Annotated in this window: 9 protein-coding genes and 1 pseudogene; 5 read left to right on the top strand and 5 right to left on the bottom strand. The window is 65.0% G+C overall.

Annotation, left to right across the window (positions count from 1 at the left end):
* Window positions 1-564: 564 nt before the first annotated feature.
* The gene (gene asd, locus JJB74_RS21665; RefSeq protein WP_200595354.1) at window positions 565-1,425 is read right to left on the bottom strand and encodes an archaetidylserine decarboxylase; all 861 of its coding nucleotides are present in this window, start codon (window positions 1,423-1,425) and stop codon (window positions 565-567) included.
* Between the two features lie 230 nt (window positions 1,426-1,655).
* Here asd and JJB74_RS21670 point away from each other — a divergent pair, with 230 nt between their 5' ends.
* The 3 genes from JJB74_RS21670 to JJB74_RS21680 all read left to right on the top strand — a co-directional run bounded on the left by JJB74_RS21670 (window position 1,656) and on the right by JJB74_RS21680 (window position 4,527).
* Entirely contained in the window at window positions 1,656-2,216 is a 561-nt protein-coding gene (locus tag JJB74_RS21670; protein ID WP_200595356.1) for a hypothetical protein, read from the top strand.
* A gap of 308 nt (window positions 2,217-2,524) precedes the next feature.
* The gene (locus tag JJB74_RS21675) at window positions 2,525-4,180 is read left to right on the top strand and encodes an L-lactate permease (RefSeq protein WP_200595357.1); all 1,656 of its coding nucleotides are present in this window, start codon (window positions 2,525-2,527) and stop codon (window positions 4,178-4,180) included.
* A 92-nt stretch (window positions 4,181-4,272) separates the two neighbouring features.
* Entirely contained in the window at window positions 4,273-4,527 is a 255-nt protein-coding gene (locus JJB74_RS21680) for a hypothetical protein (protein WP_200595359.1), read from the top strand.
* Between the two features lie 124 nt (window positions 4,528-4,651).
* On the opposite strand, the gene JJB74_RS21685 is transcribed toward JJB74_RS21680, so the two are convergent.
* Both JJB74_RS21685 and JJB74_RS21690 read right to left on the bottom strand, forming a co-directional pair.
* Window positions 4,652-5,806: a metallophosphoesterase gene (locus JJB74_RS21685; protein ID WP_200595360.1), complete on the bottom strand. Its 1,155-nt coding sequence runs from the start codon at window positions 5,804-5,806 to the stop codon at window positions 4,652-4,654.
* Window positions 5,807-5,901: 95 nt separating this feature from the next.
* A complete protein-coding gene (locus tag JJB74_RS21690) occupies window positions 5,902-6,819 on the bottom strand; it encodes a D-hexose-6-phosphate mutarotase (RefSeq protein WP_200595362.1) in 918 nt (305 codons plus the stop codon).
* Window positions 6,820-7,129: 310 nt separating this feature from the next.
* Here JJB74_RS21690 and JJB74_RS21695 point away from each other — a divergent pair, with 310 nt between their 5' ends.
* Entirely contained in the window at window positions 7,130-9,670 is a 2,541-nt protein-coding gene (locus tag JJB74_RS21695) for an ATP-binding protein (RefSeq protein WP_234484511.1), read from the top strand.
* Window positions 9,671-9,714: 44 nt separating this feature from the next.
* Window positions 9,715-10,416, top strand: coding sequence for a Mut7-C RNAse domain-containing protein (locus JJB74_RS21700; RefSeq protein ID WP_200595394.1), 702 nt, complete (start codon window positions 9,715-9,717; stop codon window positions 10,414-10,416).
* Between the two features lie 107 nt (window positions 10,417-10,523).
* Here JJB74_RS21700 and JJB74_RS21705 read toward each other — a convergent pair whose 3' ends face one another.
* Both JJB74_RS21705 and JJB74_RS21710 read right to left on the bottom strand, forming a co-directional pair.
* On the bottom strand, window positions 10,524-11,282 hold the full coding sequence (locus JJB74_RS21705) for a universal stress protein (protein WP_200595364.1): 759 nt from the start codon (window positions 11,280-11,282) through the stop codon (window positions 10,524-10,526).
* Window positions 11,283-11,357: 75 nt separating this feature from the next.
* Window positions 11,358-11,475: pseudogene (locus tag JJB74_RS21710) on the bottom strand (IS5/IS1182 family transposase); the annotation flags it as partial.

Consider the following 11,475-nt stretch of genomic DNA (forward strand, 5'->3'; position numbering starts at 1 on the left):
GAACGTATTGCGTCACCGGAGTGATGTCGTTGATGGGGCGGGCTCTTGCCTTGGTCGTCGTCGCGTAATCGAGGCGTGGATTGAAAGGCCCGCCCGATCGAAGTTTCTAGGCCCGATGACCCGAAATGGCCATCGCGCTTGGCGAACTAGCCGGGTCCCGGCCCGGCAGCCGGGTCACTTCTTTTGCTCGCCAAAAGAAGTAACCAAGAAAAGGCGACCCGGAGATCGCGCCCCGCTGCGCGGGGTTCCCGTGGCGCCGAACCCTGAAGCGGGGCGCGGCTAAACTCGCTACGCTGCGCTGCGCTCAGACAGACGCCGCACCTTATCCGCTTCAGGGCCCGGCGCCACGGCGCGATCAACGGGATTAAAAGCAACGGCAACTGCAACGGCAACTGCAACTGCAACTGCAACTGCAACTGCAACAGCAGGCTTGAACGTCCCGCACCTTAACCGTAGCGTTGCACCCCTGCAGCGTAGTGCTATTACAACCAATGCAGCAGTTACCGGGCGGCGACCTTGAAAGGGCTGGCTTGTCAGCCCAACCTGCGTTCGCGCAAACACGGCCTAGGCGGCACGTACTCCGGCACGCGCGCCCATCGCCTCACCCAGCCGCAAGCCGCGCGCGGCCTGCCATTCATGGTGAAAATCCAGCGTGCCGGGCGGGAAAAGCAGCACCACGGTCGAGCCGAGCAGGAAGCGGCCCATTTCCTCGCCGCGCTTCAGCATGACTTGCCCCGGCGGATAACGCCATTCACGCAGGCTTTTCGTACGCGGCGGATTCACCACGCCATGCCAGACCGTGGCCATGCTGCCGACGATGGTCGCGCCGACCAGCGTCAGCACGAACGGCCCGTGCTCGCCCTCGAAGACGCAGACCACGCGCTCGTTGCGGGCAAAGAGTCCCGGCACACCGCGCGCGGTGGTCGGGTTCACTGAGAAAAGCGCGCCGGGGATGTACACCATGCGCGTGAGCTGGCCGTCGCAAGGCATGTGCACCCGGTGGTAATCGCGCGGACTGAGGTAGAGCGTGGCAAAGCTGCCGTTCTCGAACTGCGCGGCGAGCGCACGGTCGCCGCCGACCAGGGCGGTCGTGGAATAGCTGTGCCCTTTGGCCTGGAAGATCTGGTCCTGGCGGATCGGGCCGAACTGGCTGATCGCGCCATCCACCGGCGCAATGAAATCCGTATCGGCAAGCGGCCGCGCGCCGGGACGAAGCGCACGCGTGAAGAAGTCGTTGAAGGTGGCGTAGCTGGCGATGTTCGGCTGCTCGGCTTCGCTCATGTCGACGCGATAACGCTCAACGAAACGCCGGATGATTGAAGTGGTCACGCCGCCGAGCCGCGCATTGGCGACCAGGCCGGCGAAGGCGGTCATCGCCTGTTTCGGAAAAAGGTATTGCGGCAATACCGCGGTGCGATCGGACACGTGACCTGACCCTGGCTGAAATGATCTGCGGATTATAACGATCCGCCACTGGCGGACAAGCTGCGGCCCGCATGACAAGCGGACAGCGGCAATGGGCAAGCGCTTTTGTCCTGTCAATTTCTGTCTACGCGGCGGGTTTCCTGTTGTCAAACTGTCCGTTTTCCGGACAGACAGCCTTGACGCCGCACGCGGTTTGCGCGAAATTTCGGGCCTCTCAGTAGGAGTGGCACATGGCGGTGGTATCGATTTCCGAAGCGTCCAGGCTGGTGGGCAAGACGCGTCAAACCCTGTACAACGACCGGGACAGCGGCAAGCTCTCGTGGACAAGCTTCGATACAGGCAAGCCCGGCATCGATACATCCGAGTTGCAACGGGTGTATGGCCCATTGAGAATGAATCCGATCGGACAGGCAGTGCGCAACGTCAAGTTCGACGGCGCCGACAACGGCGCCAGAGGTGGCGAGACAGGCGAGGAGACAAGCCGCGTCGTTCTCGAAACCGAACTCAAGGGTGCGCAGCAGCGCATCGAATTGCTCGAACGGATGCTGGCACTGGAAGCCACCGCGCGGCGGCAGCAGCTGGAATCCCAGCGCGCTGAGCTGAGCGCGAAAGACCAGATCATCAATGTGATGCAAAGCCAGATGAAACTTCTGGAATACATCTCGCCCGTCAAGGCGCAACAGGACAGGGACAGCCAGCGCACGGTAGACATGACCACTGCCCAGGCGCGCAAGGAAGCACCGTCCAGGCGCGGCTGGTGGACACGCCTGTTCCGCGGCCGCGGAGCCTGAGCGACAGGCCTTCGTCGCGCCACCGTCTCCCGTCGACGTCTTCCATTACCAGTCTTCCTTGCCCGCCGCTTCCGCGCCCGCTTTCTTCACTGCGGTTGTTTTTGCCGGCGTGGCGCTGCGTTGTGTTCCATCCAAAGTCGGGCCGACCCTTCCATACGCTTGCGCAGCCTCACTCGCTCTCCAGTGCGATTAATGCATCATTGACCCCATAAATTTCACCAGGGGAATGAAAAGTTTTCAACCGGGAGAAGAAAATCCCCGTGCGAAAATCGCCGGCTGCATTTTTAACAATTAGAAGGAGACACATTATGTGGTCACAGGTGTATGACCCGTTCGGAAATGCGGTCATATCGACGCTCGTCGCCGCAATCCCGGTCGTTGTTATGCTGGCAGCGCTGGCGTTTTTCCATATCAAGGCGCACATCGCCGCACTGCTTGGTCTGGCTTCCGCTCTGGCCGTTGCAATCTTTGGTTACTCGATGCCGGCGACGACGGCGCTTTCCTCGGCATTGTTTGGTGCGGCCAACGGCCTTCTGCCGATCGGCTGGATCATTCTGAACGTCATCTTCCTGTACCAGCTCACCGAGCGCCGAGGCTACTTCAAGATCATGCAGGAAAGCATCACCGGTATCACCGTGGATCGCCGCCTGCAACTGCTGCTGGTGGCTTTCTCCTTTGGCGCATTCTTCGAAGGCGCAGGCGGTTTCGGCACCCCGGTAGCCGTGACCGGCGCGATGCTGATCGGCCTGGGCTTCGCGCCGCTGGCCGCATCCGGCCTGTCGCTGATCGCCAATACTGCGCCGGTTGCGTACGGCGCGCTCGGCACGCCGATCATCGCGCTGGCTGGCGTGACCGGCCTGGACATGCTGCAGCTCTCCGGCATGGTCGGTCGCCAATTGCCATTCTTTTCGGTGATCGTGCCGTTCTGGCTGATCTGGGCCTTCTGCGGCTTCCGCGGCATGATCGCGATCTGGCCGGCAGTGCTGATCGCTGGCGTGACCTTCGCCGTGCCGCAATACCTGATCTCGAATTTCCACGGCCCGTGGCTGGTGGACGTGGGCGCGGCCGTGATTTCCATGGTTTGCCTGACGCTGTTCCTGAAGGTATGGAAGCCGGCGCAGATCTGGACCTCGACCGCCGGCAAGTTCTCCGGCAGTAGCGGCGACGCGCCGAATGCCGGCTCGGAGCGGCACAGCTACACCAATGCCGAAGTGATGAAGGCCTGGCTGCCCTGGCTGATCCTGGCGGTGCTGGTCTTCGTCTGGGGCATCCCGGAAGTGAAGAAAGCGCTGGATGCGATCTCCGCGCCGAAATTCCAGTGGTTCGGCCTGCATGACCTGACCCAGAAGATGCCGCCGGTCGTGGCCAAGCCGACCGTCGAGCATGCGGTGTACGCGCTGTCCTGGCTGTCGGCCACTGGCAGCGGCATCCTGATCGCGGCCGTGATTTCGGCGCTGCTGATGGGCTACCGTTTCGGCGAAATCATCAAGGTGTACCTGGACACGCTGTGGCTGCTGCGCTATTCGCTGACCACCATCGCCGCGATGCTGGCGCTGGGTTACACCACCCGCTATGCAGGCATCGATTCGACGCTCGGCCTGGCGTTCTCGCATACCGGTGTGTTCTATCCGTTCTTCGGCACCCTGCTCGGCTGGCTCGGCGTGGCGCTGACCGGTTCCGACACCGCCTCCAACGTGCTGTTCGGCGGCCTGCAGCGCACCTCGGCGCAGCAGCTCGGCCTGAATCCGCTGCTGATGGCCGCGGCCAATTCTTCCGGCGGCGTGATGGGCAAGATGATCGATGCGCAATCGATCGTGGTGGCATCGACGGCGACGAAATGGTACGGCCACGAAGGCGACATCCTGCGCTACGTGTTCTTCCACTCGATCGCGCTGGCCTGCCTGGTCGGCATCCTGGTGACGCTGCAGGCCTACGTGCCGCCGTTCACGCACCTGGTGCATTGACGCGGCCACGCGCGGCGACATGAAAAGGCGGAGCTTCGGCTCCGCCTTTTTTCATTGATGGCGGCGTTTGCGGTGGACGGGCAGGCGCGCGCATGGATGGGCGCCGGCATTGCGGCACGGCGATGCGCAGGAAATTCCCGCCTGCCCGGTATCATCCGCATTTCGCCGCATGCGCGGCATTTCGGGAGAGTGCTTTGAAAAAACAGCAGGGACTGACGATCATCCAGTTGATGGTGGTATTGCTCGTGGCTGGCTTGGTCGGTTTTTATGTGATTCGCGCGGTCGTCGATTACCGTTGCAAGGACGATCCGACCGCGTCGGTGTGCCAGCGCTCGACAGGATCATGATCGGAACAGGCGCGGCGAGTGCGCCAGCAGCAGTGCATCGAATTTGCGCCGCGCCATGGTGGTTGCCACCGGTCCATTGAGGCTCGAGACAAGCGCTTGGGCATTGCGCCAGTTCAGGTTTGCGCTATGCCGCCACCAGCCGGATCAGCGTGATTTCCGAAGGAGCGCCAAAGCGTTTCGGCGGCCCCCAGTAGCCGGTGCCGCGGCTGATGTAGATCCAGGTGTCGCGCAGCCGATGCAGGCCGGCGACAAAGGGTTGCTGCAGCCGGACGAAATAAGTCCAGGGCAGGAATTGACCGCCATGGGTATGGCCGGAGAGCTGCAGGTCGAAGCCGGCGTCGAGCGCGGCGAACACGCTTCTCGGCTGGTGCGCCAGCAACAGGCGCACGCCGGCTGGCGGTGCCCCTGCGATCGCGCGTTGCGGATCGCTGGTGTGCGCGGGATCGAAATGCCCGGCGCTGTAGTCGGCCACACCTGCCACGACTGCCAGGGCATTGTCGTGATGCAGCGTGACATGTTCGTTCATCAGTACGCGAATATCGAGCTTGTTCAGCTCGGCGATCCAGGCATGGGCGCCGGAATAGTACTCGTGGTTGCCGGTGACGAAAAAGCTGCCGTGACGCGACTGCAGCAGCGCCAGCGGCGCGACATGCGCGGCAAGTTCCTGCACGCTGCCGTCGACCAGGTCGCCGGTGATGGCCACCATGTCCGCTTCGAGACGGTTCACCGCATCGACGATGCGGCGCAGATAGCCTTCACGTATCGTCGGGCCGACGTGGATATCGCTGATCTGCGCAATCGAAAATCCCGCAAGTTCCGGCGGCAAGCCGGCGATCGGTACATCGACGCGCACGATGGCCGCGGTGCGGCGCGCATTGCCATAGCCGATCAGCGTAATCAGGTAACCGAGAGCGAACACCACCAGCGCGCTCCAGTGCGCCAGCGCCGGCATGTCGATGCGGCCGGGCAATGCCAGCCGCAGCGCATACGCTAGCGCCAGCAGCACATCGCGGCCGAAGGTCAGCACCAGCAACGTGGAAAACATGCCCAGCCCGGCCCAGCCCAGCCAGATGGCGATGCCGCTGGCGCCGCGCGAGGCGCCAGCCAGGCGCGCGCCGAAGCCGATGCCCAGCGGCATCAGCCAGGCCGAGACCGCCAGCGACAGCAGCAGCATCACTGCGAGCGGCGGCCAGGAAAACAGCTCGGGCGCGAGCCGCAGCGCGACATAGGCGTGCAGCAGCAGGGAAAGCCAGGGCAGCAGAGGGATGCGGGAAAACATGCGTGTGCAGAGAGTTGAATGCGGTCAAGCGCAGATGGGTGCCGCCTGCCGCGACTTCAAGCTGGAACGTGTTCGGCTTGCAAGCCGAACCGGGTTTATGAAGCCAGCATCAGCGTTTGCCCGCCTTCCCAGCATTCACCGGGCGCGAGCGATACCGGCGCTGCCGCGCAGGCGGCTTCCACGCACAGCATGCGCAGCCAGTCCTCATCGGGCATGTCGCGCAGCGCGCGCGCCTTCTCGGGGCCAGGATTCCAGACCACGGTGTCGGCAAAGCCGTGCTGCAGGATGCGCAATGCCGGCTGGCCGTCTTCCTCCAGCAGCAATTCGGCCGGCGGCTCCAGATAGACGCGATCGACTTCGCCCGGAATCGACAGCGCCGCCTCGTCCTGCGTCTTGACGATGCAGGCGTCGGTCGCGTCCTGGTAGCGCACGCCGTCCAGGCCGAGGAGGCGCGTGGCATGGATGTCCTCCACGCGCAGATAGGTATGCAGCGCCGCGGTGAACGACCACGGCACATTGCCGGTGTTGACCACCGCCAGCGTCACGCGCAGCGCGCCCGGCGCCAAGGCTACGCGCAGCTCAGCATGAAAGGCATGCGGCCAATGACGCGCGGTGATGGTGTCGCTGGCCAGCGCCAGCGTGGCGCCATGCCGATGGCGCGCGGCCAGCCGCCATGGCTGGTTGCGGGCGAAGCCGTGCTTGACGAGTTCGCCGCGATCGGAAAACTGCGGGAAGCAGACCGGGATGCCGCCACGGATCGCGGCCGCTTCGCCACCGGCGTCGTCATGGATGGTGGCGCCGCCGGTCGTCGGCGACAGGTACAGCCGTTCACGGCCGTCGCCGCTTTGCCACGACAGCAGTTGCGCGCCTTGCGCGCCGATGAAGGCGGATCCCGCTGCGCCGTCCGAGACGCGGATGCCCGGCAGCGCCTGTAAGGCATCGGTAAAGGCGGCAGACCGGAAAAGACGATCGGTGTTCGACAGGCCGGTGTCGTCGCTGTCTGCGCGGGTCATGGAATTCCTTGTGCGTGAAAAAGCGCAACTATGCCATGTCTGGCCGTTTACTGCTCAGCACCATGGCCAACATGTGCCGAACGCTCATCAACTCCCCGCATTCGCACGCATACTGCAGCCCCATCGGAAACGAGTCGTACCGCACGATAGTCCGCTGGCGCGATGCGGGCATTGCCTGATTCCCGGCGGGAGAGGCACCAGAGACTGACGATTCAGCTTCTTAATACAAGTACAATGGCCGCTTGCGGGCATCGAGTTTCCTGGCTGGCCATCGCGCCAATAGCCGCTTGCCGCCCCGAAAGCGCACACAATGAAGGCAACGGACTGGTCCCATCTGCAATTCCTACAAGGCGGCGGCGAAACCGGCGCACTGATGCGCACGCGCGACTGGATCGATTGTCCGCTCGGTCCGCCGAGCGCCTGGCCGCAGTCGCTGAAAAGCTTGGTCGGAATGATGCTCAATTCCAAGTTCCCGATGTTCCTGATCTGGGGCGAGCGCCTGACCTGCCTGTACAACGACGGCTACATTCCGCTGTTGGGCCTGCGTCATCCGCGCGCCATGGGCAGTCCGTTCGCCACCGTTTGGCCCGAAGTCTGGAACGACATTCATCCGCTGATCCTGCGCGCCTTTCGCGGCGACGCCACCTATTTCGAAAATCTGCCGCTTACCGTGACCAGCCGGGGCAAGCCGGAGCGCATCTGGGTCACCTTCTCGTATTCGCCGCTGCGCGATGAAGCCGGCGTCGTGGCCGGCATGTTTTGCGCCTTCAATGAAACCACCGGCATGGTCCTGGCCGAGCGGCGCCAGGCGTTCGGTCTGCGGATGTCGGACCGACTGAAGAGCCTGCGCGATGCGGGCGAGATCATTCATGCCGCGGCCGCGCTCTTGGGCGAACGGCTCGACGCCGACCGCGTCAGCTACAGCGAGGTATCGGCGAATGGACGGGAGCTGGCGGTGATCCACAGCTGGAGTGGCGGCGCGCTTGCCCCGCTGCCGCCGCAGGTGCAGCCGATGGAAGGCCTGGGCGCGCAGATCGCCGTGGAGCTGCAGGCGGGCCGCAGCGTGGTCGTCAACGATGTGCTGGTCGATCCGCGCACCGCACCGCATGCCGAGCGCTATCACGGCATCGGCATACGCGCCATGCTTGCGGTGCCGCTGATCAAGGATGGCCGGCTGGTGACCGTGCTGGGCTGCGCGCGGATGCGTCCGCACGACTGGAGCGGTGAAGATGTCACGCTGGCCGGCGACGTGGCCGAGCGCACCTGGGACGCGGTCGAGCGCGCCCGCGCCGAAGAGGCGCTCACGCGCCAGGCCGCCACCGAACGCGATCGCCTGCGCACCCTGTTCGCCCAGGCGCCGAGCTTCATGGCGGCGCTGCGCGGGCCCGATCATGTGTTCGAGCTGGCCAACTCCGCCTATCTGAACCTGGTCGGCCGGCGCGACATTCTCGGCAAGCCGGTGCGCGTAGCCTTGCCCGAGGTGCAAGGCCAGGGCTTTTTCGAAGCGCTGGACCATGTCTACCAATCCGGCGAAGTGTTCCATGCGAACGAAGCCCGCGTCGTGCTGCAGTCCGAGGCCGGCGCCACGCAGGAGCGCTACCTCGACTTCGTCTATCAGCCCCTGTTCGACGGCAATGGCCGGGTCGGCGGCATTTTCGTGGACGGCTATGACGTCACCGCGCGCCGCCAGGCCGGCATCGCGCTGCGCGAGGCGGACCAGCGCAAGGATGAATTCCTGGCGATGCTCGCCCATGAATTGCGCAATCCGCTGGCGCCGATCGCCACCGCGGCGGAGCTGTTGCGGCATGCCAGCATGTCGCCGGAGCGCACGCGCCGCACCAGCGACATCATTGCGCGCCAGGTCACGCACATGACCAGCCTGCTGGATGACCTGCTCGATGTCTCGCGGGTGACCCGCGGGCAGATCAGCCTCTGCTGGAACGAGGTCGACCTGCACGCGGTGCTGGCCGGGGCGTGCGAACAAACCCGCTCGCTGATCGAAGCGCGAGGGCACCAATTGCGCATCGCCGCGCCGCCGCAGCCGCTGCTGGTGCGCGGCGATGCCACCCGGCTGGTGCAGATCGTCGCCAACCTGCTCAACAATGCCGCCAAGTACACCCCGGAAGGCGGCGAGATCGCGCTGTCGGTGCAGGTCGAGCGCGGCTGGTTCACGCTGTCGATTGTCGACAATGGCATCGGCATGGCAGCAGATCTGCTGCCACGGGTATTCGACCTGTTCACCCAGGCCGAACGATCGCCGGACCGCTCGCAAGGCGGCCTCGGCCTGGGCCTGGCGCTGGTGAAAAGTCTGGTCGAGCTGCATGGCGGCCGGGCGGTGGCGCACAGCGATGGCGTGGGACGCGGCAGCCGCTTTTCGATCACCCTGCCGGCGCTGGACGCGTCCCTGGCGGCGCCGGGCGAGGCGGCGTCACCGTCGTCAGGGACGAGCGAGGCGTCCGGGCAAGCGCTGTCTGTCCTGGTCGTGGATGACAATGCCGATGCGGCGCAGATGCTGGAACTGCTGCTGGAAAGCGCCGGCCACCGGGTCGCGGTCGAGCATGGCGCGACTTCCGCCTTGCGTCGCGCGCAGCGCGAAACACCGCAGGTCTGCCTGCTCGACATCGGCCTGCCGGGCATGGATGGCCATGAACTGGCGCGCCGGTTGCGCGCGCTGCCGGGCATGGAAGACGCCATGCTGATCGCGCTGACCGGCTACGGCCAGGAGCGCGACCGCGACGAATCGCGCGCCGCCGGTTTCGATCATCATTTCGTCAAGCCGGTGGACAGCATTGCGCTGCTGCGGCTGCTGCGGGGTACGCGGCATCCCGGACATTCGACACCTGAGGTTTGACGGGCGCGGTCATAGTCACCATGGCGCCGTGCCATACTGCGCCGATGGTCACCGCCCGCTTTCGCTTCCACGGCGAACTCAACGATTTCCTGCCGCCGTCGCGTCGCGAACGCGATTTCGATGCGCCCTGCGCCCGCGCCGCGAGCGCCAAGCACATGATCGAGGCGCTCGGCGCGCCGCATACCGAAGTCGGCCGGGTGCATGTCAATGGCGAGGATGCGGAACTGGAACGCCTGCTGTGCGAAGGCGACCGCATCGATGCCTATCCCGGCGGCGACATGCCGGCCATGCCGCCGCGCTTTGTTGCCGATGCCCATGTCGGCGGCCTGGCGCGCCTGTTGCGCATGGCCGGCTTCGACACCGTCTACGACAACGCCTTCCACGATGCCGAGATCGCCCGCATCGCCGCCAGTGAAGACCGGGTGGTGCTGACCCGCGACCGCGACCTGCTGATCCGGCGTGAAATCCGTTATGGCCGCTACCTGCGCGCGCTGGCGACGGAGGCGCAGATGGAGGAAATCGTCGCGCGCTACGGCCTGGCCGCCCATGCGCAGCCGTTCTCGCTATGCCTGCATTGCAATGCGCCGCTGCACCCGGTGGACAAGGCGCAGATCGAGGAGCGCCTGCCGCCGCTGGTGCGCGCGCATTACGCGGAATTCAGCGGCTGCGACATCTGCGGCCGCATCTTCTGGAAGGGGAGCCATTACCGGCGCATGGAGGCGCTGCTGGCGCGGGTGCTGGCTTGAGGAGAAAAGCCGTATCAAACCCGTAGGGTGGGCGCAGCCCACGCGGTGATCGAACAACCGCGTGGGCTGCGCCCACCCTACCAACTTCGCATGCCGCAATCCAGCCATCACCGGCACATCAGCATTGCCACCGTGCCTTCCTGCAGCAGCGTGCGCGTCACGCCGCGGTGCACGACGTCATCAAACTGCGGATGCGCGTGAAAGCCGATGACCAGCAAATCGGAATTGAACGTCGATCCCAATGACAGCAGCGCATGGCCGGCATCGAGATCAACGGTCAGCCGCACAGTCTCGGCCTGAATGCCGTGCCGCCCGAGATAGCTGAGCAGCGCCGCTTCCTCCTGGGCATCGTCGCGCGCATTGATCATCGCCACATGCACCTGCTGCGCCTGCGCGAGCAGCGGCAGCGCAGCGCGCAGCGCGCGGGCGGCGCGGGCGCTGCCGTTCCAGGCAATGAGGGCCCGGCGCGGCATGCCCGTGTGGCGCGGCCCCGCGTTTGCAATCAGCACCGGGCAGCCGCAATTCATCGCCACGAACTCGACGAAGGCGGCATGCGCATCCGCGCCCGGATCGTCGCGCTCGCGCCGGCCGAGCAGCGCCAGGTCGGCGTAAAGACATGCCGCGGCAATGCCGGATGCCGGATCGCCATCGATCAATCGTTCCTCGAAGGAAGCCACGCCGGCGCGGCGCATGGCCGCGGCAAACACCGAGAACGCTTCCGCGGCCGGGACGTCCGGCTCGGCCGCGCGCGCTGCGACGCCGATGACGTGCGCGCCCTGCGCCACCGCGATATCGGCAGCCTGTTCCACCACGCCTGCCAAAAGCGGCGCGCGGTCGAGATGCACCAGCAAGACTTTGTATGACATCAGCCTGTTCCCCTTTTGCGTGTTATCGAAACCCGATGCGCGGCATTGCCGCGGCAAACGATTCAGACTAAGAGCCTATTCCAGTAGGCCAATTGCACGCCAGGTAATAACAGCGCACGCCAAATGAAGAAACGCAAGATAGGTTTTCGCCAGCTTTTCCCAACGAATCAGAACGCGGCGGAATCGGTTCATC

The organism is Noviherbaspirillum pedocola, assembly GCF_016632335.1.
In the GTDB taxonomy this organism is placed as follows: domain Bacteria; phylum Pseudomonadota; class Gammaproteobacteria; order Burkholderiales; family Burkholderiaceae_D; genus Noviherbaspirillum_A; species Noviherbaspirillum_A pedocola.

What these genes read in the sequence shown, in the direction of transcription:
- JJB74_RS21690 (WP_200595362.1), bottom strand. Translation starts at nt 6,819, where the DNA reads ATGACCCGCGCAGACAGCGACGACACCGGCCTGTCGAACACCGATCGT.
- JJB74_RS21695 (WP_234484511.1), top strand. Translation starts at nt 7,130, where the DNA reads ATGAAGGCAACGGACTGGTCCCATCTGCAATTCCTACAAGGCGGCGGC.
- JJB74_RS21700 (WP_200595394.1), top strand. Translation starts at nt 9,715, where the DNA reads ATGGTCACCGCCCGCTTTCGCTTCCACGGCGAACTCAACGATTTCCTG.
- JJB74_RS21680 (WP_200595359.1), top strand. Translation starts at nt 4,273, where the DNA reads ATGGATGGGCGCCGGCATTGCGGCACGGCGATGCGCAGGAAATTCCCG.
- JJB74_RS21705 (WP_200595364.1), bottom strand. Translation starts at nt 11,282, where the DNA reads ATGTCATACAAAGTCTTGCTGGTGCATCTCGACCGCGCGCCGCTTTTG.
- JJB74_RS21685 (WP_200595360.1), bottom strand. Translation starts at nt 5,806, where the DNA reads ATGTTTTCCCGCATCCCTCTGCTGCCCTGGCTTTCCCTGCTGCTGCAC.
- JJB74_RS21670 (WP_200595356.1), top strand. Translation starts at nt 1,656, where the DNA reads ATGGCGGTGGTATCGATTTCCGAAGCGTCCAGGCTGGTGGGCAAGACG.
- JJB74_RS21675 (WP_200595357.1), top strand. Translation starts at nt 2,525, where the DNA reads ATGTGGTCACAGGTGTATGACCCGTTCGGAAATGCGGTCATATCGACG.